The sequence below is a fragment of the Pedobacter terrae genome (genome assembly GCF_036946585.1).
In the GTDB taxonomy this organism is placed as follows: domain Bacteria; phylum Bacteroidota; class Bacteroidia; order Sphingobacteriales; family Sphingobacteriaceae; genus Pedobacter; species Pedobacter terrae_C.
The window spans coordinates 48,035-72,451 of record NZ_JAQIIV010000005.1 but is presented as its reverse complement, the minus strand read 5'-3'; the positions used below and the strand labels follow the sequence as shown (position 1 = coordinate 72,451).

At 39.7% G+C, this 24,417-nt stretch carries 15 protein-coding genes; 11 read left to right on the top strand and 4 right to left on the bottom strand.

Translation table 11 applies throughout. From position 1 onward, the window contains the following. Positions 1-20 precede the first annotated feature (20 nt). The 10 genes from PGN18_RS09335 to PGN18_RS09290 all read left to right on the top strand — a co-directional run bounded on the left by PGN18_RS09335 (position 21) and on the right by PGN18_RS09290 (position 13,249). On the top strand, positions 21-1,133 hold the full coding sequence (locus PGN18_RS09335) for a glycoside hydrolase family 99-like domain-containing protein (RefSeq protein WP_335319192.1): 1,113 nt from the start codon (positions 21-23) through the stop codon (positions 1,131-1,133). A gap of 16 nt (positions 1,134-1,149) precedes the next feature. Further along, on the top strand, positions 1,150-2,262 hold the full coding sequence (locus PGN18_RS09330; RefSeq protein WP_335319191.1) for a DUF1972 domain-containing protein: 1,113 nt from the start codon (positions 1,150-1,152) through the stop codon (positions 2,260-2,262). Between the two features lie 710 nt (positions 2,263-2,972). Further along, entirely contained in the window at positions 2,973-4,241 is a 1,269-nt protein-coding gene (locus PGN18_RS09325) for a nucleotide sugar dehydrogenase (RefSeq protein WP_335319190.1), read from the top strand. Then, complete coding sequence (locus PGN18_RS09320) at positions 4,231-4,368, top strand: hypothetical protein (RefSeq protein WP_335319189.1); 138 nt, start codon at positions 4,231-4,233, stop codon at positions 4,366-4,368. Before PGN18_RS09325 ends, PGN18_RS09320 begins: the two co-directional genes overlap by 11 nt. Positions 4,369-4,538: 170 nt before the next feature. Beyond that, positions 4,539-5,927, top strand: a complete 1,389-nt coding sequence (locus PGN18_RS09315) for an undecaprenyl-phosphate glucose phosphotransferase (protein WP_335319188.1) — start codon at positions 4,539-4,541, stop codon at positions 5,925-5,927. Positions 5,928-7,070: 1,143 nt separating this feature from the next. After that, positions 7,071-7,979, top strand: a complete 909-nt coding sequence (locus PGN18_RS09310) for a nucleotidyltransferase family protein (RefSeq protein ID WP_335319186.1) — start codon at positions 7,071-7,073, stop codon at positions 7,977-7,979. A 130-nt stretch (positions 7,980-8,109) separates the two neighbouring features. Next, positions 8,110-10,050, top strand: coding sequence for a polysaccharide biosynthesis protein (locus tag PGN18_RS09305; protein WP_335319184.1), 1,941 nt, complete (start codon positions 8,110-8,112; stop codon positions 10,048-10,050). A gap of 1 nt (position 10,051) precedes the next feature. Further along, positions 10,052-11,662 (top strand): gliding motility protein RemB, encoded by a 1,611-nt coding sequence (locus tag PGN18_RS09300; protein WP_335319183.1) that lies wholly within the window; start codon positions 10,052-10,054, stop codon positions 11,660-11,662. A gap of 757 nt (positions 11,663-12,419) precedes the next feature. Continuing rightward, complete coding sequence (locus tag PGN18_RS09295; RefSeq protein WP_335319182.1) at positions 12,420-12,725, top strand: GIY-YIG nuclease family protein; 306 nt, start codon at positions 12,420-12,422, stop codon at positions 12,723-12,725. A gap of 317 nt (positions 12,726-13,042) precedes the next feature. Continuing rightward, entirely contained in the window at positions 13,043-13,249 is a 207-nt protein-coding gene (locus tag PGN18_RS09290; RefSeq protein WP_335319180.1) for a hypothetical protein, read from the top strand. Positions 13,250-13,354: 105 nt separating this feature from the next. On the opposite strand, the gene PGN18_RS09285 is transcribed toward PGN18_RS09290, so the two are convergent. The 3 genes from PGN18_RS09285 to PGN18_RS09275 all read right to left on the bottom strand — a co-directional run bounded on the left by PGN18_RS09285 (position 13,355) and on the right by PGN18_RS09275 (position 19,605). After that, the gene (locus PGN18_RS09285) at positions 13,355-17,686 is read right to left on the bottom strand and encodes a PAS domain S-box protein (RefSeq protein ID WP_335319179.1); all 4,332 of its coding nucleotides are present in this window, start codon (positions 17,684-17,686) and stop codon (positions 13,355-13,357) included. 315 nt (positions 17,687-18,001) lie between these two features. Continuing rightward, a complete protein-coding gene (locus PGN18_RS09280; RefSeq protein WP_335319178.1) occupies positions 18,002-19,201 on the bottom strand; it encodes a sugar transferase in 1,200 nt (399 codons plus the stop codon). Continuing rightward, entirely contained in the window at positions 19,201-19,605 is a 405-nt protein-coding gene (locus PGN18_RS09275; RefSeq protein WP_335319177.1) for a response regulator, read from the bottom strand. Before PGN18_RS09275 ends, PGN18_RS09280 begins: the two co-directional genes overlap by 1 nt. 397 nt (positions 19,606-20,002) lie before the next feature. On the opposite strand from PGN18_RS09275, the gene PGN18_RS09270 reads away from it, so the two are divergent. Beyond that, positions 20,003-22,303: an ATP-binding protein gene (locus PGN18_RS09270; RefSeq protein ID WP_335319175.1), complete on the top strand. Its 2,301-nt coding sequence runs from the start codon at positions 20,003-20,005 to the stop codon at positions 22,301-22,303. A 160-nt stretch (positions 22,304-22,463) separates the two neighbouring features. Here PGN18_RS09270 and dxs read toward each other — a convergent pair whose 3' ends face one another. Then, on the bottom strand, positions 22,464-24,392 hold the full coding sequence (gene dxs / locus PGN18_RS09265) for a 1-deoxy-D-xylulose-5-phosphate synthase (RefSeq protein ID WP_335319174.1): 1,929 nt from the start codon (positions 24,390-24,392) through the stop codon (positions 22,464-22,466). Positions 24,393-24,417 lie beyond the last annotated feature (25 nt).

Here is a 24,417-nt window from a genome sequence, read left to right as displayed (position 1 = left end):
TATAAATTAATCTAACAAAGATGGGTCTACTAATTCATTCGGTTATTCAAAGGTTTTTGAAAATTCTACTGAGCCTCTTATCGCTTGTTTTTCTACTTGGAAATGATACCGTGTCAGCCCTTCCGATAGCGCCCATAAAATTAGGTGCCTACTATTTTGACGGTTGGACCGGGCAAACCAATCATATCACAAAAAGCTTAAAAGATAATTTTCCAGAGCGACGGCCTAAGTGGGGTTGGGTAACCAGTACACCTAAAATCATGAAAGCTCAAATAGATGAAGCGGCAAATGCTGGCATTTCATTTTTTAGTTTCTGTTGGTATTATAGTAATTCTGACTCAACTAAGCTAAAAAGTAATCCATTGAACAGAGCGCTTGGATTATACCTTGCATCGCCTAACTCCAGTAGGTTACAGTTTAATCTTTTAGTGGCAAACCACTTAGGAAGTATCATTGGACCTAAAGATTGGGACTTTGTTACTTCTGCCTGGATCAGCTATTTTAAGGACCCTAAATACCTTAAGGTAGATTCTAAACCATTAATTACAATTTTTGACTTTAGAACATTGATTCAAGAATTTGGTTCTGCTGAAGCCGTGAAAAATGCACTGAGCCAGTTGAGGGCTAAAGCCGAGAAAAATGGGTTAATTGGTGTAACATGTGCTGCTTGTATAAGTGGTGGGGTTGCTGATAGAATATTAGCTCAAAAATGTGGGTTTGATGTACTAACTGCATACAATAATCACTCAGCTGGGTTTAAAGGTGCCCTAAAAAAATTACCTATTGATAATCTTACTAACGCCGACACGGCGGTGTGGGATAGTTACAAAACAAGTGTGTTGCCATATATTCCGGTGATAACTTTAAATTGGGATCCAAGGCCTTGGGGAGATATAAATAAAAACAATTTATTATCGCCAATATACATTGGCTACAGTCCGGGGTCTGTTTATAGACAAGTTATTGCCATTCGAAATTGGCTTTCAATAAATCCGGTTGCAACCAAGGAAAAGATAGCGGTGATTTATGCGTGGAATGAATACGGTGAAGGTGCTTGGTTAACGCCATCCATAGTTGATAAGGGCAAATATCTATCTGAAGTGAAACGGGCATTGAATAAAAGAATATATTAACATTAACTAAAAGATAATGAAATTAGCAATATTAGGTACTAGGGGCATTCCTAATCACTATGGTGGCTTTGAGCAATGTGCCGAATACCTAGCTCTGGGGCTTGTTAAAAAAGGCTTTGAGGTTGTGGTGTACAATAGCCATAGCCATCCTTATCAGGAAAGTGAATGGAATGGCGTTAAGATTGTACATTGTTATGATCCGGAAAACAAATTGGGTACTGCCGGACAGTTCATCTACGATCTAAACTGCATCCTCAACCTAAAAAAACATAAGTTTGATATCGTATTACAGTTAGGCTATACCAGTAGCTCGGTATGGGGCTTTTTGCTTCCCAAAAACACCATTGTCACCACCAACATGGATGGCCTGGAATGGAAAAGAACCAAATACTCTGCAAAGGTTCGGAACTTTTTGCTTTGGGCAGAAAAACTGGGTGTAAAATATAGCGATCACCTGATCTCTGATTCCATAGGAATTCAGGATTATTTAAAGGAAAAATATAACAAAGAATCTGATTTTATTCCCTATGGTGCCGATCTGTTCCTTGACCCTAACGAATCTGTCCTTCAGGAATATAACATCGAAAAGTACAACTATGATTTACTCATTGCCCGCCTGGAACCCGAAAACAGCATTGAGATTATTTTGGACGGTGTTGCTTTAGCAAACCAGAACCGGCCATTTCTGGTAATTGGCAAACACGAGACACACTATGGGGAGTACCTCAAGAATAAGTTCAAAGACGTAAGCCAAATCCGTTTTATTGGAGGAATTTATAATATCGATAAACTAAATAACGTGAGGTATTACGCTAACGTCTATTTTCATGGGCATACCGTTGGCGGCACAAATCCCTCTTTATTGGAGGCCATGGCTTCCAATAGCCTGATCTGTGCCAATGATAATCCTTTTAACCGGTATATACTTGGTGAGGATGCACTGTACTTTAACGAGGCAAACCAAGTGGCGGAGGTGTTGAAAGAAACAGATAAATCAAGCGAAAATCATCAACTCATGTTGAAAAACAATATGACCAAGATTGAAAAAGTATATACCTGGGATACTATTGTGGATCAATACATTGAACACTTTAAAAAAATAAGTAAATCAACCAAGTCAACCAGATGATGAAATTTTTCCAATTACCTTAAGCCTGTTTATTTCACCTACCCTTGCTGCACAAATTGCTTATTATGTAAAGCTATAACTGGAATGACATGAATGAAGGTAAAAACTTGAACAAACTTAGAAACAATAAATTGTTAGCATCTGAATAAGTCTGATGTTAAATGGGATGGCTAAAATAATTTATCAAAAATAAGAGGCATGAATCGCGGGCTTGGGAAGCCTGACCAGATTAATTAAGTAAGCAAATAATGCCGTTTTAAGATAAGTATTTAGATGGAGCAACGAATAGCCTGAGAACCTCAGTGGATCAAAAATATTTTTCATCCATGGCAATGAATGTTCTTGTCGAAAACCATGAATTCATTTGGCTGCAGTCAATTAAGGCACCTTTCCTTTAATGCCTTCACCTTTAAATTTTATGTGATTCCCCCCTTAAGGAAATGTCATTTTGATAAGTGCCAAATTATAGCGTTATGCATATGATTACATTCATGCTTTTAAGGAGATAATTATACAATCAACAAAGTTTTAAAAAACTGTAAAAATTGAATCTTTAAAAAAAGGTTTATTTAAAATGAATATATTCATATTGATTTAAAATTTACTTATAGTGTACATTTTACACTAAGTTTTTTTAAAAAAAGTTTATTAAGCTTAAAAAAGAAATTAACTTTACATATCTATTCCAATTCAATCTAATAAACCATTAAATGAGAAAAATTACAAACATTTGTTGCATAGGTGCAGGCTATGTTGGCGGCCCTACTATGGCAGTGGTTGCAAAACAATGCCCGGATATTAAAGTGACCATTGTTGATTTAAACGAAGCGCGTATTGCCGCCTGGAACGATCCTGATGTGAACAATATCCCGGTTTATGAGCCAGGTTTAAGTGAGGTAGTTGCGGAAGCCAGAGGAAGAAACCTGTTTTTTTCAACAGATGTAGATCAAGCCATTGCTGAAGCTGAGATGGTGTTTATATCTGTAAATACACCAACCAAAACCTATGGTTCTGGCAAGGGAATGGGTGCGGATTTAAAATGGATAGAACTTTGTGCCAGACAAATCGCACGGGTATCTACTTCCGATAAAATCATTGTAGAAAAATCAACTTTGCCTGTTCGTACTGCAGAAGCAGTACGTGATATTCTTCATAATACCGGTAGCGGCGTTAAATTTCAGGTGTTATCTAACCCGGAGTTTTTAGCGGAAGGTACTGCTGTGGAGGATTTATTGAATCCTGACCGGGTATTGATCGGTGGAGACGAATCAGAGGAAGGGAAGGAAGCCATTGCTGCCTTGGTAGAGGTTTATGCCAATTGGATCCCGAGGGAACGCATCCTTACGACCAATGTTTGGTCTTCAGAGCTTTCTAAGCTTGTGGCTAATGCATTTTTAGCGCAAAGAATATCATCAATCAATGCCATATCTGAACTGTGTGAAAAAACAGAAGCTAACATCAATGAGGTATCTCGTGCCATTGGTACGGATAGCCGCATCGGGCCGAAGTTCTTAAAAGCGTCGGTAGGTTTTGGCGGATCATGCTTTCAAAAAGATATTTTGAATCTGGTTTATATCTCCAGGTCTTTTGGTTTACAGGAAGTAGCCGATTATTGGGAGCAGGTGATCATCATGAACAATCATCAGCGAAAACGTTTTGCGTTAAATATCGTGAAAAGCCTGTACAATACCGTATCTGGTAAAAAAATTGCCTTTCTGGGTTGGGCATTTAAAAAAGATACCAATGATACAAGGGAGTCTGCCGCGATATATGTGGCTGACGAATTATTGAACGAACAGGCCTATATTCAGGTTTATGACCCTAAAGTTCAAAAGGATCAAATTTATCATGATCTGGAATATTTGGAAACGAGGTCGGTAGCGTCCAATCAAAATGGGGTAAGTGTATTTCAGGATCCTTATGAGGCCTGTGAAGGCGCTCATGCCATAGCGGTTTTAACAGAGTGGGATGAGTTTTAAAGACTATAATTGGAACCAGATATATGACAAGATGCTAAAACCGGCGAAAATTTTTGACGGTAGAAATGTGCTGGATCATAAAGCGCTAAGGGAAATAGGTTTCCAGGTAAACGGAATTGGTGTATAACCATTCCGTTTAATAAAGATTAAAACCGATAGCTGCTTTTTGCCATGCCCTTTATTTGCAGCGCATGTGAATGAATTTATATTACAAATATCAATAACTTTTTACTCCTGATCGCTTTTAGCTCTAAATATTTGTTTAAATTTGAGTTTGTCTAATTTCATCCCTTAAGTATGACCCCAACGCGCTACTTATACCTGCTTAAGTATATTTTGCCAGTTACTGACTTAATTATGCTTAATGTAGTGTATTTTTCTGCCTATCATATCACCCCTTTTTTAGGTAAAAATGTACACAATGAAATGGATAAACACCATGTGGTTGTTTATAATTTGATTTGGCTCTTCGGATCTGCAATCTTTGGGCTTTACTCCTCATATGGTGCCAGGAAACTGGAGCGCATTTATAGGGGGACCTACCGTACCTTAGCGCTGCATTTTGTTTTATACCTATCCTACCTGTTGTTTTCTGCAGAATATGAATTTTCAAGAACCTTTTTGATTGTTTTTTATATCGCGCTCGTAAGCGCATTTATTCTCAACAGGTTTGTGGGCACGTTTATTCAGTACGTGGTGATCAACAAATTTAACGCCGCAAAAAAGGTGGCCGTAATGGGATCTAATGATACGGCCATAAGGTTATCAGACTATATCCATAAACAACGGAGTTTAAATTTCTTTGGATTTGTTGGCGATGATGAGGATATATATGATTCGATGGATGGCAACGACAGGATATCAGGAAAAATAGAAAAAGCGGTTGAGTCTGGCGTGAAGGAAATCTACGTAGCTATAGCACCCCATCGGATGAATGATGTAAGCAGATTGGTCGCCGTTGCAGATCAGCAATGCGTGCGGCTGAAGTTTGTGCCGGATATTGGCGGGGCATTGGCGGCCCCTTATACCATATCTTATATGGGCGGGGAATTTCCAATGATCACCTTGAGGAATGAACCCTTGGAGATTATGGGTAACCGTTTTAAAAAGCGGGCGTTCGATGTGATATTTAGCTCCTTTGTGATTGTGTTTGTCATGAGCTGGTTATATCCGATCATTGCGATATTGATTAAAATTCAAAGCCCCGGACCCGTATTGTTTAAACAGCTGAGGAGTGGAAGAAATGATGAGCCGTTTTGGTGCTGGAAGTTCAGGAGTATGAAAGTGAACAGGGACAGTGACAAAAAACAGGCGACCAAAGATGATGATCGGATTACCAAAATCGGACACTTTTTGCGTAGAACCAGTTTGGATGAGATGCCCCAGTTTTTTAATGTTTTTTTCGGTTCAATGAGTGTTGTCGGCCCACGGCCGCATATGTTGAAACATACAGAAGAGTATAAGAAAATTATTAGTCAGTTTATGGTCCGCCACTTTTTAAAGCCGGGCATCACGGGCTGGGCACAGGTTAATGGGTTCAGGGGCGAAACAAAAGAGAACGATGCGATGGAGAACCGGGTAAAATTTGACATTTTTTACCTGGAGAACTGGACAGCCATGCTGGACGTAAAAATCATATTCATGACCATCATCAATGTTTTCAGGGGTGAAGAGAATGCTTATTAATTACCAGTATCTAAAAGGTTAACCACTAATTTCATAATTAGATTCTTCTTTTGGTTATTGTTGTGCGTGTTAGGCTTTTGAAAATTAGCTCTTTATGCATTATTTATCTGGACCGTCGTTCTTCCGACCAGCTTTTACGGGTGTTTATGAGTGAAAATTGAGCGGTATTGGGCCAGGGTAAAGGGTTTCGATTACAGGATCGGATTTAGCGTTGATTCTTATTCACTCGAATTTGATGATTAATATGGCCTTTCAGTAGTTTATAAAGGCTTTAGATTGAGCGGACTTCATCCCGAACCGGACCTTAGCGAGCTCACCGAGCGTAATTTATTTTGCAAGTGAAAATCGTATTTTAAACGGCCTTGTAGCTACCTCGTGGTCAGGGACTTTCTTACTAAAATAATGCTGAAACACCCGTCCGATCGGCCAGGCGGAAGTTCAGCATGATGAATCGGTTAGGAACGGATCGTTAATGAGACTGTATTTTAATCAAATAGTTATGAAGTCTAGGTTGTTGGGAGTGGTCATGATGACTAGGACCTGCTTAAACGTTTTAGTGATGATCTAAGCGAAATGTATGTATTTTAATTTATGATAAAAAAAGGTAATAACCGCCAATTAAACCTTCGGTAGCTGGTTTAATAAAAATAGGCGTTTTATGTCACGAACTGATTCTGTAAAATTTTCGTTTACACCGGTAACAGATATAATGTTTGAGCGGAAGAAAAGGAAGTATTTTCTTTAAAATGAGATTTCTAGGAATTCGATTCAGTTCGCTGTCGCATTTGGGGCACTTAATCTCGCGTTTGACTACTTCTGGTGTTTCCATGATCATTAAAATAAGGTTGTTTGCAGTAAAAATTGTTATGGAGTCAAATGATACACAAAGATAAGTATAATGCATGTTTATTTTCTGTTTTTGGGCTGATTTTGCATTGTTTTTTCATATTTTTAGCGCTATTTTGATGACTTTAGTCAACTTTTTCTAGTTTTAGTTGGGAAAAAGCTGTTAATATTAACTTAACGTTAATTATTTGTTGTTTTTTATTGTAATAGAAGAAAAAAACATATCTTGAATGGTCTTGGTCTTTTTTTTTCACGAAAAAAAAAGTGTATTTTTGACATCATCTCTAAAAATAATACATGAACCATCTAAAGCCCTCATTAGTCATTTTAGCAGCCGGAATGGCCAGTCGTTATGGTAGTGCTAAGCAAACAGAATCTTTTGGCCCTGCTGGCGAAACCATTATGGAGTATTCCATTTTTGATGCCATTAAAGCCGGATTTGATCAAGTTGTTTTTATCATCAGGGAAGAATTTGCCGAAGCATTTAAAGCGGTCATGGAACCCAAGCTTCGGGGTAAGGTTAAAACCAGATATGTTTATCAAAGCCTGGATAAATTCAGAAATGGCAGGCCTGTACCTGAAGGCCGTGTTAAACCTTACGGAACACAGCATGCCTTATTATGTTGCAAGGATGTGCTTGATGCACCCTTTGCGGTAATCAATGCCGATGATTTTTATGGATTGGACGCTTTTAAAAAAGCATACAAATTTCTAAGTGAAGCCATTCAGGATGGAAAATATGCCTGCCTGGGTTATCAGTTAAAAAATACACTAAGTGAACACGGGGCGGTTACACGTGGGGAGATCAGGGTAGATGGTGAAGGTTTTGTGGAGGGGATTACGGAGCGAAAAGAAATCTTTAAACGTGAGGATAAAGCATTCAGGGTTAGTGAAGAGCATGAAGTGGAAATGGATTTACTCACACCTGTAAGTATGAATTTTTTCTGCTTTACGCCAGCATTTGTGGAATGGAGCGAAGGAGCGTACTACAATTTCCTGGATGAGCAGGATGGGAATCTAAAATCTGAGTTTTTGATTCCGGAAGTGGTGGATCAGTTAATCAATACGGGTAAAGGAACGGTGAGCCTGGTTAAAACAGATGCGAGGTGGTTTGGCGTAACCTTTAAAGAGGATGCTGAAATTGTACGGGCTGAACTGGAGCAACTGACCTCAAAGGGAGACTATCCAAAAAGCCTCTGGGCCTAAGGGTATATTGAATTTTCCGGCAAATTATTGGTTTATTGTGCCGGAAATATACAATCCCTGTGTTTAATAACTGGCAAGGTTATTGCTCATGGTGGTTGTCTTTTAAATACACACCTTAGCCTATAAAAAATTGTTTACACAAATTAATATTGTCCCCCGTTGGGTTATTTTCAGTCTTGATCTAACCTGTGGTTCACTAGCGATGATTTTCGCCTACATGTTAAAGTTTAATTTAAACTTGACATCAGTGGATATATACCAGTTGTCGGATAACTTACTGCTGTTGCTCTTAATTAATTCGATCGTATTTTTATGTACCAAGAGCTATTCTGGTATCATCAGATATACAAGCGCACAAGACTCCATTCGAATATTATCCTCGGTTTTGATCTCAACCGGAGCTTATTTTATATTCAACCTCATCGCGATCAGTTTTCTGAAAAAGCCGCAAATACCAAACACGGTATTGGTTATTGCGGGTTTATTTAGCTTTGTTTTTCTCATTACGTACCGCGTTTTTATCAAGTACTTTTTTATGTACATCAAAAATCTGAAACTGGATAAAAAAAAGGTCATCATTTATGGTGCAGGTGAAGCGGGCATGGCTACCAAAAGAACTTTTGATCATGATGATAAAGTGAATAAAAACATTGTGGCCTTTGTTGATGACGACCAGCGTAAGGTAGGTAAGGCAATTGATGGCGTAAGCATTATGGATGCCCGGAATCTTGGGCATTTGATTGCTAAGCATGCCATAGATGAAATTATTTTCGCATCTTATACCATTCCTGCTGAAAAAAGAGACGCTATTGTAGACCTATGTTTAGAGCACGACATTAAGGTGTTAAACATTCCGCCGGCAAATGCCTGGACGAATGGGAAACTACAACCCGCGCAGATTCAGGAATTGAATATTGAAGATTTGTTGAACAGGAAACCGATCAGGATAGATATTGAAGGTATTGGCAAGATGCTGCACAAAAAACGGATTCTGATTACCGGGGCTGCAGGCTCCATTGGAAGTGAGATTGTGAGGCAGTTATCAAAGTTTGATGTCGGGTTGATTATCCTTTGCGACCAATCTGAAACGGCGCTGCATGAACTTTATCTGGAACTTGATGAAAGCGACCGCACTAAAAATTATCAGTCTTTTGTAGGAGATGTGCGGGATGAACAGCGCATGGACAAGCTATTTAACATGTACAGGCCGGATTACGTTTATCATGCTGCGGCGTACAAACATGTTCCTTTAATGGAAGATAATCCTGCCGAAGCGATAAAGGCAAATGTGTTGGGTACAAAAACAGTTGCTGATAAAGCCGTGAAATATGGCGTTCAGAAGTTCGTGATGATTTCCACCGATAAAGCGGTTAATCCAACGAACATCATGGGCGCATCTAAAAGAATTGCAGAAATATATGTTCAGTCGCTTAACAATTCATTGGGGCAGCGTGATTTTCTTTTCAGTAATGGCCTAAGTTATATTAACCGGCTTGAAAAAAGACCTGTAACCAAGTTCATCACCACCAGATTTGGCAATGTACTCGGATCTAACGGATCAGTGATCCCGCGCTTTAAACAGCAGATTGAAAAAGGTGGGCCGGTAACGGTTACCCATCCTGATATCACCAGGTATTTTATGACCATTCCGGAAGCCTGTAGATTAGTACTTGAGGCGGGGTGTATGGGCAACGGAGGCGAGATATTTGTTTTCGATATGGGTAAATCGGTAAGGATTTTTGACCTGGCCAAAAAGATGATCAAACTGGCTGGTCTTGAGCCCAATGTAGATATTAAAATAGAGTTTTCAGGCCTCCGTCCGGGAGAGAAACTTTATGAAGAGCTACTAAATGACAATGAGAATACCATGCCTACCCATCATGATAAAATTATGATTGGCAGAGTAAGGGAATATGTATTTGACGAGGTGGCCAGCAACATTGCCGAACTGATCAAATCTGCTAAACAGGATGATGACATGCAGGTAGTGACCAATATGAAAAAAATGGTTCCGGAGTTTAAGAGTATGAACTCAGTATTCGAAGAGCTTGACCATTTGATTAATAAATAAAATGAAGAGAGTTTTTTTTCTGGCTTTTCTGAGCTTTTCTGTGATCAGTGCCTGGGGTCAGTCTACCCCAAATGTGAATATTCCTTATGATTACCAGTTTTATCAAAAATTAAATAAACAGATTTATAGCCAGGATAATAAGTTCCATTCCGCTATCAAAGGATTTTATGCAGATGCAGATGAAATTGCAACGTCATATGATTCATTAATGAAAATGGGGATGGATACGCTGAATAGACGTTCATGGGTCCATAGAAAGCTGTTTAATGAACATCTATTGGAATTTAATGGCGAGGATTATCAGGTTTATGCTGATTTTTTACCGGATTTTCAAGTGGGTAGAGATTTTAGCGGTAAACGGAGCACATGGTTAAACACAAGGGGTTTTCAGGTAGGCGGAACCGTAGGGAAACAGTTTTCCTTTTATCTGAACGGATTTGAGAACCAGGGTAAATTTGTTGATTATGTAAACCGTTATATTGTCGCTAACCAGGTTGTTCCAGGTCAGGGTTTTGGAAAATTAGGAACAGATAAACAAGACTGGTCATATGTAACGGCGCTATTGTCTTATACGCCTAACGCACACCTAAACCTATCCCTTGGTTATGATAAGAATTTTATTGGTGATGGATACCGTTCGATGCTGCTTTCTGATGTATCTTCCAATTATTCCTTTTTAAGGGTGAGGGCCACACTGGGCGCGGTACAATACCAAACCATTTTTGCTTATATGCTTGATCCGGGTGCACCTAAACTTGCTGCGGACCGCAGACTTGGTGACAGGGGAAAGTGGATGGCAGCGCATTATGTAGACTGGAATGCGACAAAAAAACTTTCTATCGGATTTTTCCAGGCCGTGACCTGGGCAGATGCTGAAGTGGAAGGTAAACGTGGTTTTGATTTTAATTATGTACACCCATTTATATTTTTAAGGCCGGTTGAAAACACCAATACCACCTCGCCTGATAAGATGAGGTTAGGCTTTAATGCGAAATACGAAGTTTTAAAGAATACTGCAATTTACGGGCAGTTTATGTTTGACGAGTTCACCGCAAAGGAGTTTTTTGCAGGCAATGGCTACTGGGCCAATAAATATGCTGTTCAGCTGGGATTACGCGGATCAGATCTTTTAAAAGTAAAGGGGTTGAATTACCTGGCTGAATTCAATACTGCCCGTCCGTATACCTATGCCCATTTTGACAGGTTATCAAATTATGCCAATTACAACCAACCACTGGCACATCCCTACGGTGCCAATTTCAGGGAGTTTTTAGGTATTTTAAACTATAGTTACAAACGTTTTGATCTGCAGGGAGAAGCGCTTTATTCCAAATATGGGAAAGATCCTGCCGGCTTAAATTATGGCGGCGATATTTTTAAAAGTTACGAAACACGAACGGTGAACTACGGCAGTAAAATTGGACAGGGAATAAAAACCAATCTCTATTTTGCCCGCGCCCAGGTTTCCTATCTGCTTAATCCTAAATACAACCTTCGCTTGGAATTGGCGGGCGCATTCCGCCGGGAAATTAACGTCACTGCTGCAGAAAATAGCAGCTTAGTAACGTTCGGCATCAGAAGTAGCTTCAGGAATATATACCACGATTTTTAAGAGGCAAGTTCCTATTTCAACATGAGTTTTTGCTCTTAATTTCGTCATTGCGAACTTAAGAAAGGACTGCGCCCGGGAGTGAAGCAATCTTTTTTGATAATAAAGTGCATGATAGATTGCTTCGGCTCGCTCATATCCCACCTTATAATGATGAATTATCTTTGTAATAATTGATAGTCAACTATAAATACCCATAACTCACGTTGTTTTACCGGAGCGAGAAGAAGATACTTGAGGAGACTGTATTATCATTTGTATGTTAAAGAATGGCCGTCCTTTCGAGCGGAGTGTAACGCAGTCGAGAAATCTTTTAAGGTGATACTAAACTTAGGTTGAAGATTTCGGGCAAAATGCCTTACAGTCGGGAACCCGAAGACTCAGCGAAGCTAAATCATTTAAAAATCTTACAAAACCGGCGTTCAAAGATGTCTCCCCGCCTTTACGTGCAGGCATTAAGGTCGAAATGATGATTTTTTCAAGTAAATATCATACTGGAACTGAGTGACTCTAGTTTCCGTCATTTCGACTGGAGCGCAGTCCCGAACCTTTGGGAGAGAAATCTTTAAAAGTGGTAAAAAACAATATTTCTCCATCCTACCGAACGGGAAACAAAACCCTCAGGGAAGCTAAATCATTTAAAATCTTAAAAAACCAGCTTTGAAGATTTCTCCATTCTGTTAACAATGAAAAATAGTAGTTCCAACCAAAAGCACGAATTTTTGATAGAAATGACGATCTTATTCTTAAATTCATTGATATGGAACGTGGAGGATGTATCTATATCATGACCAATTATCAAAGAGCAACATTATACATAGGTGTAACGTCTGATTTAAGAAGCCGCGTTTATGAGCATCAGCATAAAATCTATCCGAGGTCATTTACAGCAAAGTACAACTTAAATATTTGCGTTTATTATGAAGTTTATTTTACAATAGAAGAAGCTACAGATAGGGAAAAGCAACTGAAAAATTGGAGTGGACCGAAAAAAGATACTTTAATTGACAAATTTAATAAAGGCTGGAATAACTTAACAGCTATCATAAATGAGTGGGAAGATTGAGAATTTCCTGAGATTTGCCAGTTTTTGAGGCGGAATCCATATCTATATCCAAAGTAGAAGTTCAAAGATTTCTCCATTACGCTACCGATGAAAGATTGGTAAGCTCCAGTCGAAATGACGCCTCTCGCATACAATCATTCGGCCCTGGCGGAGAAATCTGTTTAGGAAATTGCGACTAAATTAATTGATGTGGCGTTACGATGCAATTGTTAAGTTATTAATAAGCCTGTCTCAAAATAAGATTCAGAAATAGCAAAAGAATTAAATTTCGCTATGTCCGTCATGCTCAGCTTGACTGGGCACCTTAATGCTTTGGTATGGACTTATTTAGTTGCCGTTTTATCGCATCAAGATTAGCTTCGCTGAGCACTCCTGTGGTTCCCGTTTTTACGGGAATGACGCCCTTTCAAAATATTATTCTGCCAAAAATCTTCAAAATCATTTCTGAGAAGCCCCAAGCCTCTACCCTGAAACAAGTTCAGGGTATCGACCGTTCATGGAATGAGCAAAATAACTCCAATTAAAGCACCTTGTTAATCGAACTCTGGTTTGTATTATTTATCTTGATTTATAATAAATTATCCATCAGGATTGACAATTTTCTACTGATAATACAGCCTCTTGAAGCATTAGTCCGCGTACCTTTTTTTCAGTAATGGAATAAGCACTTCAATTTCCTTTTTTAGGAGTTCAGCACCGGCTTTTAGCGAAACATGATCAGCAATATCAAGTTCCTGCATTCTGGAGCTGATCTCAGCCAGGTTTTTCAGGCCAGCTGAAGAAGCCATCCCATATAATTTATGTGAAAGTGAAATAATCGTTTCAGCATCAAAAGGAGTGCCTATTCCTCCTAGCTGAATAAATGTCTGATCGAGCTGTGCGATTGTAATGCCGATTATTTTTTTGATTCGATCTGTATCATTGTCCAGATAAGACTCCAGTTTACTGCTGTCAAAATGAATAGGTTTAATCGTTTCAGCGGTATTGGCATTAGACTTTTTACCGTCAGGCAACCATTTTTTTAATATGGTTTCGATATTTTCTTCTAAAACCGGCTTGGTAATAAAATCATCCATGCCTGCTTCCAGGCTTTTCTCCCGCTCACCCATCACATTGGCTGCAGTAAGGGCGATAACAGGTGTTCTTTTTCCTTTTTCAATCAGCCTTATCTCGCGGGTACACTGATATCCGTTCATTTCTGGCATCTGAATATCCATGAAAATAAGATCCGGGGATTCTATTTTGAAGATATCCAGCGCTTTAACACCGTTTTCAGCTTCAAGTATAATGCTTTTGGGATGAAGTTTTTCAATCAGCGCGCGGGCCAGAAATCTGTTCACTTCATTATCCTCTACCACCATAAATTTAAACTCATTTTCAACGGTTTCATCAGAGAAGACTGATTGATCCGCATCATCAGGTGCAATTTCCGGAGCTTTAAGCCGGGATAACACCTGGTAAAGTTCATGCATCTTGATCGGTTTTACCAGGCGATGTTCGATCTTGAGGTCTTTGCAGGCTTTGATGATTTTTTCATCATCTGATGAACTGTGAAGCAGTATCAATGGAAGTCTGTCCTGTTCAAATGTAAAGCTCTCCCTGATTTTTGCCGAGGTCTCCAGGCCATCCATGTATGGCATGTGGTAGTCCATCAGGATGGCATCGTATATCCTTCCTTCTGCCAGAAACTGTAAGGCTTCAAAGCCACTCCTGGCCTGGTCAGCCTGGATGTTTTTAAGGGACAGCATATTCACCAATATATCCCTGTTATTATCATTGTCATCAACAACAAGTACATTTAAGATGCTCTCTATTCCTCTCCATTCTATGGGTTCGCCCTGTTCACATTTTAGGTTTACTTCAAAGAAAAAGGTACTTCCTTCGCCTGGGATGCTTTTGAGTTCAAGATGGCTGCCCATCATGTTCAATAACTTGTTGGAAATGGTTAATCCTAAGCCAGTGCCGCCATATTTTTTAGTGGTTGAGGAATCTTCCTGTGAAAAAGCACCAAAAATCTTTTCCTGTTTGCTTTTTTCGATCCCTATACCGGTATCCCTTACGCTAAACCGAAACCTACACTGACCTCCTTCTTTGCCCAGCTGCTCTATTCTAAGTTCTATTTCACCTTTGGTAGTAAACTTGGCTGCATTTCCTAATAAGTTTATTAAAACCTGTTTTAAACGCAGCGCATCTGTCCATACAAATCTTGGCAGATCAGGCGGGAGGTTTAACAGCATCTCCAGGCTTCTGGACTGGATCTGGTAAGTAGTGATGTCACTAGCCTGCCAGGCAATATCATAGAGGTCACATTTTTCGATATCCAGTTCAAACTTACCTGCTTCAATTTTTGAGAAATCGAGGATATCGTTAATGATACTCAACAACGCATTTGCAGATTGATTTACGATGGTCAAGTATTGCTTTTGGGTATCGCTTAACTGAGTTTTTAATACCAGATCGGTAAAACCGATCACCCCATTGAGTGGCGTTCTGATCTCGTGGCTCATATTGGCAAGAAATTCAGACTTAGCCGAATTGGCATGATCTGCACGTAACCGGGCCACCGTGATTTCCTGCCGGTGTTTTACCGAAGCTGATATATCCTGTGTGCAGATCATGATGCCACCTATCGCATTATCCAGGTGATACCAAGGCCGCATTTCCCACGAAATGTGATGTGGCATATTGTTCCGGACATCAATATAAACATCTTCTTCCTTTTTCAGCACCTCGCCACTCAGTACTTTTTTATGATTAATTATACGTTCTTCTGATAGGTTAGGAAATACATCATAATACCACAGTCCTTCTATATTGGTTGTGATCTGTGTATAGTTTTCTATCCATTTTCTGCTGGCTGCGAGAAACCGCATGTCTTTGTCAAGCATGGCTATGGAGGCAGGTGCGTTTTCTATAAAGGCCAGTAAAACGGCTTTCTCCCGGGCAAGTGCCTTTTCGGTTTCCTCTTTTTGCGTAATATCTGTAGATATGCCAAGGTAGCCAATAATTTTATCCTCCGAGTCTCTTATCGAAGTAATGGATAGTGAAACCCTTAAACGTTTCCCAGACTTTGTGATGAAGGTAAAGGGGCGCTCGGTTTGTGGGCTGTCTGCACATTGTTTAAAAACATCAAAGCCTTTAACATCATAACCCAGTGTAGAGGATACACTTGTACAAAGTTCTTCTACTTCTGTTTGGTCATGAAGGATTTCTGGTGTTTGCTTGCCGATCATTTCCTCGGCAGTGTACTCCAGCAATAGTTCTGAAGCCCGGTTGAAAACAGTAATGATGCCATTGGTATCAGTAGCGATGATACTCACCGCTGTGGACGCTGACAATACATCATCAAGTAATTTTTTAGATTCTATCAGTGCCAGTTGGGCCCGCTTCTGTTCATCAATATCCTGAAATGTTCCGTAGATGCGATGCTTGGCAGCCTCTGGAGATTCGGCGTTCCCCTTGGCCCTAACCCAAAGTTCCCTGCCGTTAAAATCCGTGATCTCAAACTCCAGATCCCATCCTTTTCCAGTCTGCAGGCATTCCTCAATGGCATGTTGTATTTTCTCCCGGCTTTCCCCCTCTTTGTAAAAATTAAGTCCGTTCTCTAATGTGGGGACAAAATCTTTTGGCACAGCATGTATTTCCCGGGTAGTACTTGTCCAGGTCACTTTTCCATCGTTCAGGTTAAGTTCCCATCCACCTATTTTGGCCAGTCTACTGGTTTCCTCCAAAAGGTTTCGCGTGTGGATTAATTCGTTCTCAAGTTTTTTCTGATCGGTGATATCAACAGCATTGCCAACAATATAAGCCTTGTTATCAAGATCTGTTTGCATGATATTAGAATACAACCAGATTCCATGTTCTCCAGACTTCTTTCTCACCAGCATGTGGCCTTTTGCATATCCATTTTCCGTAATATCTGACAAATATTTACGCAAATGATCATGCCTTTCTACAGGTACAATATCAAAAAGGCTCTTATTCTTTAACTCCGATTTTTTGTAACCGAGTATTTTTGCGCCGGCGGAGTTAATGGATAGAAAATTTCCTTCCAGATCATGGGTGCACATTAATCCCTGAGAACTTTCAAAGAAAGCTTTGAACTTCTGTTCGCTAATCTTCAAAGCCCTGTTCCTTTCAAATTCAGCAGTTACATCACGTCCAATGGCAAAAAAGTTTCCGTTTGCTTTTTCAGCTGTGGCGGTCCATTGAATAGTTTTGTATTGCCCATCTTTGGTGATGACGGCGTGTGTAAGCGCACCGGATGGCTGACCATTTTTTAAATTGCCCCAAATTTCCCGAACCGCTTTCAAGCTTTGTGGAGGAATAAAGTCGAAGATTGTTTTTTGCTTCAACTCCGCTTCATCGTATCCCAGCTGTTTATTAAAGCCAGGATTTACCTTTTTAAATTTTCCATCTGGTGCCAGAATACAGATCAGGTCTTCTGAATCATTAAATAGCGTGCTGAAATTTTTATATTCTTCTTTTTTACGGCGTTCTATGATCAATGATATCGCCTCTTCAGCGAGCAAAGAAAGAATCCGCAGCTGTGTATCTGTCAATTTTTTTGGGGCCAGGTCTGCTACGCAGATAGAGCCTAGTGTAAATCCATTAGGGTCTATCAATGGATATCCGGCATAAAACCTCACTTTCACGCCTTCCTCAGATAGTGCATGGTGCCTGAAACGTTCATCTTCCAGTGTATCTTCTACAATAAACGCCTCCTTGCCCAGTAGGGCATACTCACATATGGCAAAGCCCCGGGGCACCTCTTCAATAAGAAGGCCAGTAGCTGATTTGTACCATAGCTTATCCTTTTCTGCGAAAGAAATTAATGATATTTCACATTCGCAGATCAATGATGCGATTTCAGTGAGTCTGTCAAATCCCCTTTCTTTGCCAGAGTTTAAGATTTCATAATTATAAAGTGCTTCCAGACGAGCATTTTCATTTTCTTGCATTTCGAACTTTTTGTGAGGCAGCGCATTGTTAATTACTTAATATAAGCAGAAATAAACAAATGATTTAAAAGCCTAATTTTTAGTTTATCTACCTTCGAGTTAAATTACCTAATGGTTTTGTTATTACTTAATATTACGATTAGTTGATGAATATCAAAAACAAAATTTGAGAAATGTGGTTTATTCGGCGTTTTTATCCCCTGTATTCTACGCTGGTAAGGATTTTTGAAACGGTAAGCCTTGTCCGCCTGATCGTTACGTGAACAATGATAAATGAATTTTTATTGTTCCATAAATTAGCGGGGCGAAGACAAGTTAAACGCTTTCTTTCTGGAACAGGGCAGGTATGGTTTTTAAAATAAGCTTGATATCGTTGGTGAAACTTTGGTTCTTAGCGTATTCATTATCAAGGAGCAGGCGCTCTTCCTCACTCATTTCGCCTTTCCCCCGTTTTTCCACTTGCCATAAACCAGTTATTCCGGCTGGTGCAGCAAACCGCAACACATATCGATCAGTAGTCAGCTTTTCAGCTTCATAAATGGGCAATGGCCGGTTACCCACAATACTCATGTCACCTTTAATTACATTCCATAACTGTGGTAGTTCATCAATACTCGTATTTCTGATGAAGTTGCCGATCTTGGTAATTCTTGGGTCATTGGCGATCTTGAAAAAAGCAGCCCCGCTGTTAGTGGCAAAATAACCGCCATCTTTTTCACACCACTGAACACCATCTCCATAAAGCGGGTATTGGCATTTTCCTGTCGATAAGCACTCCTGACAAAGAACGGAGTCAGGTGTTGCTGTTTTTTGTTCCTTCTTGTCTATATCGTACTGATTTAGATGGATCAGATCCTTAATTTTTTTATCCGCATCTACATACATAGAACGGAATTTATAAAACTTAAATACTTTAAACCCGGTTCCCGCACGCAATGAATAGTAAAAAACAGGACCTTTAGATTCCAGCCATATGGAAAGGGCAATGATCAAAAGCAGTGGAAATAGTACAATTAATGCACAACTGGCGAAGAAAATGTCAAACATTCTTTTGGCCAATCCGATAGGACGTATTACATTGGGTCTAACGGAAAGGCTTTTGGTTAACGCCGTCCAGTTTTTAATAAAAAAAATAATACGTTTCTCTACCCGGTCCTGTTGCATGGGCAGCCTGAATACATCTGATATGCCAGCGGTAAGGGCCAGTATCCTTAAATTCGGATTGAAGTATTTTACAACCAAAAAGAAAGGCACGCTTGGCATCTGTATATTTTTGAGTGTTTCGATCAGCGTAAGGCCTCCGTTGGATAAAATTTCGCTGTTGGATATGATGGCCACGATGTTAAGATCTTGTTCCGCCCATGCCTGTGCCAGTTTTAAACCATTGTCAAAATAGGCAAGCTGCATATCCTCAAGACTACAGTTTTCAAAAAAGGTACGTTCTGTAGAATTTTCGAAGCCGACCATGGCAATAATGCCGGGCTCAATAGGGTTGCTGACCAGTTTCTCTACCATTAAAAGTTGCTTTTTCCAGCGCGTCTTAACACCATCTTTATTCTGGCTTCTAATTCGGCTGGATTGAAAGGTTTAACCATAAAATCATCAGCGCCAGCTTCCAGGCATCTGATGCGTTTATCAGAACTTTCTTCGCCGGAAAGAATCATAATCGGTAAGGAACTAAAAAAGTCGCTTGCCTTTAGCTGCTCGATTAACTCAAGACCGCTCATGTTGGGCGTATTTAAATCAGAAATAATCAGATCCGGGATGTTTCCGTCCTGTAAAAAAGTGAGCGCAGTGATTCCGTCTGGCCTAATATCGATGCGGTATTTAGGCTGCAATATTTCTTTAAGTATTGCTTGCATAAATTCATCATCTTCAACAAGCAGGATATGTATTTTGGGATTATTCTGTTGATTCATTGGTGAAGAAGCGTTGATAGGAGTACTTCAATGTGATTTTTTTGTACAATCCCTATATGAAAGTAGCTGCCAGGCATTTGATTGTACAAATTGATTTTTAATAGTTAGTGCGTTTGTGCATCCGGTTAATAAATTCGAAATAATTTAAATTTTAGTAATAATAATCTAATTTAGACACGGTGACATTTTAGTACAATTATAGCAAAAAAAAAAGTTAACTCTTTTATTATTCTTTTTAGGAGTATAAAATTCTCAAGATAAACGGGTAGCTATCTTACTTAATTATATCCTTAGGCAGAACTTTGATCTCTTATTATTGTTTCTCAAATGTTAACTTGTAACTTTAATATCAGGTACTGATGAGCGATATGACCCCAATTAACTATTGTAGTATAAAATGATGAGCAGAGCCCTTTTGTCCTTAGACAGTAAACAGCTTAATAGGCTATTTCCATTTTTCATCATTATTGATGCAGCTATGACCATTATTGAACTGGGGGATAGCCTAAAAGAAATTTGTGGTGACAGGCTTGGCGAATCGATCTTCGATTATTTTACGGATTTACATATTGATGAAGATATTCAACGTACTAATTTCGAAAACAGCTGGATAACCATGAAACAGCAGCCGGTAAGGCTATCTGGTAAATGGGAAAAGATAGCTGGCCAAAACCAGTTTTTTTTCGCTGGATACTCGCAATGGTCCCTTAATCAAAATCAGTCCCTTAAACCAGGTATAAACGCTGATGCCGATCAGCATAACGATACAGGAAACCAGACATTTTCGGTTAATGAATACAGTTATCGTCATGTGATCGAAAATATGAAAATTGGTTTGGCGGAACTCGACATGGCAGGGCAGATTGTTTATGCAAACCGGAGTTTTTGCGAAATTTCGGGTTATAATTTTGTCGATATTAAGGGCAAATCAATATCAGAATTGTGGACTGATAAAATATTTACAGAAAATGGTGATTCCATAGCTTACAATAGCATCACATCAGAGGTGAGGGAAATTCAGTTTTTAGATGGAAACGGGGAGAAGAAATGGTGGTTGGTATGTAAAAGCATCAATTTTAATCATAAACAAGAACAAATCGGCTCTCTGCTGGTTAATTTCGAGATCACGCGTAACAAAGGGCAGGAACTTGAGCTGATGGCTGCAAAATTAGAAGCTGAAAAGGCTGCTAATAGCAAGGATATGTTTTTGGCGAATATGAGTCATGAGATAAGAACCCCCATGAATGCCATTATCTCTATGGCCAACCAGCTTTCCAAAACCAATCCTACGGCTGAGCAGGATTATTGTATCCAAACCATACAGACGGCATCAAAGAATCTATTGGTCATTATAAATGATATTTTAGACCTTTCTAAAATTGAGGCCGGAAAAGTTAATCTTGAATCTATTGGGCTCAATATCTCAAAAGTGCTGGTGGATGTGATTCGGGTGATTACGCATAAAGCCGAAAAAAAAGGCTTGATTTTCAATTATTTTCAACCCCATCTTGATGATATTGCACCTGTATTGATAGGAGACCCTTACAGGATTAGTCAGGTAGTTTTGAACCTACTTAGCAATGCAGTAAAATTTACGGATAGAGGATCTGTGTCCCTGACATTGAGTCTCTTGAAAGATTTTGGTGATTCCCAGGAAATTGAGATCATGGTGAAGGATACGGGAATAGGAATGGAGCCTGAATTTATCAAACGTCTTTTTGATAATTTCAGCCAGGAGTATGAGTCTGTATCACGTCAATATGGCGGAACCGGATTAGGCATGAGTATATCCAAAAAGCTCGTTGCTGAGATGGGTGGGCATTTTAATATTAAAAGTGAAAAAGGTAAGGGCTCTGACATTTCGTTTGTGATCCAGCTGATGAAAGGCGTAGGTGCCGATCTTCCGGTAGAGGAAAAATTGACACTGAGTGAAGATCTTTTTTCAGGTAAAAAAATTCTCATCGTTGATGACAACGAAATGAACAGGCTTGTTGCTTCTACCGTATTATTGAACTATGGTTGTCAGATCATGATTGCTGAAAACGGTCAGATGGCTATTGATATGGTTGATAAGGAGGATTTTGATCTGATTCTGATGGATATTCAAATGCCTGTTCTAAATGGTTATGATGCAACCCGGTTACTAAGAAAAAAAGGCTTCAACGGTCCTATTATTGCACTCACCGCCTCGGCGATAATGGGTGAAAGGGAAAAATGTATAGCCGTTGGAATGGATGATTACATTACAAAGCCGATAAAAGAAGAGCTCTTTATTACCGTAATTGATAAATGGATGGCGAAAAAGTCAGTTGAAACTGCTCCGCCAGATGTTGAGATCCCGCTTTATAACCTTGATGGCCTGTATGTGATCAGCAAGGGGAGGGAAGATTTTGTTGCGAAGATGATTCAGATGTTCTGTGATCAGATGCCTACTGCTGTTGCTGATCTCAACCAGGCTTTAGCAAATACCGATCTTCCAGCGGTATCAAAACTGGCGCATAAGCTTAAATCAACCATTGATCACCTGGGTATTGTCTCGATTCAACGTGTGATAAGGGATATCGAAACCTTAAGTGATGAAAATGCCCAGGTTTCAGTGCTCATTCCTTTAATAGACCAGGTTGGTCGTGTCATTAATCAGGTAATTGAAAGTCTTCAAATTGAATTAAAAAGAATGAATCAAGATCCATCTAGCTAATCATGCCGGGACGGTTTAGCTAAAGAATTGTGCATATCTTTAGGCAGTACCAGTTTAATGGCCTGATTCAGCACCTCAATATTTTGACCTATTATTGGTTAAATCCGAATCATTAACTTGAAAAGATTACAGTAGCCATGTCCAATTAAAATATTTGGGCTTATCCTGCCATTTTATCTGTAACACGTTTAACCGCAACATTTTTTACGGCTTTAACGATAGCGTCTTGATCATAGCCGCATTCTGCCCAAAGTTCAGGTTGTTCTCCGTGATCAATAAACTTATCCGGAATCCCAAGTCGAACTACCTGGGCATGATAATTATTGTCTGTCATAAACTCAACTACTGCCGATCCTACACCCCCTGGTAACGAGCCATCTTCAACTGTGATGATGTGTTTGTATTTGGAGAATACTTCGTGTAATAAAGCTTCATCTAAAGGCTTCACGAAACGTAAATCGTAATGCGCGGGATAAAAACCTTCACTATTTAATTCTATACAGGCTTCAACTGCAAAATTACCTACATGGCCAATGGTTAATAAGGCTACATCCTCTCCATCGCAGATTTTACGCCCTTTACCAATTTCCAATGCTTTGAAAGGTCGCTTCCAATCGGGCATTACTCCGTTACCACGTGGATAACGGATGACAAATGGGCCCATATTTTCCTGTTGCCCGGTAAACATTAAGTTTCGCAGTTCTTCTTCATTCATAGGAGAAGAAATGATTAAATTTGGAATGCAGCGCATATAGGCAATATCATAGGCACCATGGTGTGTAGCACCATCAGCTCCGGCAAGTCCTGCCCTATCCAGGCAAAATACCACATTGAGTTTTTGAATGGCCACATCGTGAATCACCTGATCGTAAGCCCTTTGCATAAAGCTTGAATAGATATTACAGAAAGGGACAAGGCCTTGTGCTGCCAGGCCAGCCGAGAAGGTGACGGCATGTTGTTCGGCAATGCCCACATCAAACGCACGTTTTGGCATCGCTTTCATCATAATGTTTAATGATGAGCCTGATGGCATAGCGGGTGTTATACCCACAATTTTATCATTAGCCTCTGCCAGTTCTACCATGGTATGCCCAAAAACATCCTGGTATTTTGGAGGTTGTGGTTTATCTGGAACGCTTTTTTTAATTTCGCCCGTAATTTTATCAAAAAGGCCCGGTGCATGCCATTTGGTTTGGTCTTTTTCTGCCAGGGCAAAACCTTTGCCCTTAACGGTAACGCAGTGCAACAATTTTGGACCTGGTATGGCAGAAAGGTCTTTGATCACCTGCGCCAGGCGTTTTACATCATGCCCATCAACAGGACCGAAATACCTGAAGTTTAAAGCTTCAAATAAATTACTTTGTTTAAGTAAGGTGCCTTTAATGCTTTTCTCTATTTTCTTCACATACTTATGCGCATTCGGACCGAGTTTAGATAGCCCGGTGAGTACATGAGAAATATCATCACGGAAACGGTTGTACGATTTAGAGATGGTGATGCTGGTTAAATATTCTTTCAGTGCCCCCACATTCGGATCGATAGACATGCAGTTGTCATTCAGGATCACCAGTACATTGCTGTTTTCAATGCCGGCATGGTTTAATCCTTCAAAAGCTAAACCCGCTGTCATGGCACCATCGCCAATTACGGCTACGTGTTGTCTGTCGGTTTCTCCTTTTAATTGCGAAGCCACTGCCATACCCAAAGCCGCCGAGATAGAGGTAGAAGAATGGCCTACACCAAAGGTATCATATTCACTTTCTGAAATCTTTGGGAAACCGCTGATGCCACCGTACACCCGGTTGGTGTGGAATAAATCTCTGCGGCCAGTTAATATTTTATGTCCATATGCCTGATGGCCTACGTCCCAAACCAATTTATCGTAAGGGGTATTTAGCGCGTAATGTAAGGCCACGGTTAATTCAACAACACCTAAACTGGCACCAAAATGGCCACCATTTACGCTTACTACATCAATAATATACTGTCGTAATTCCTGGCTTATTTGTTCCAAGTCAGATTCACTATATTGCTTTAGGTCAGCAGGATAGTTGATTTTAGATAATAGGGGGCCAGCTTTTACTTGCATTCGAAATTTATGGTGAAAAACAAGA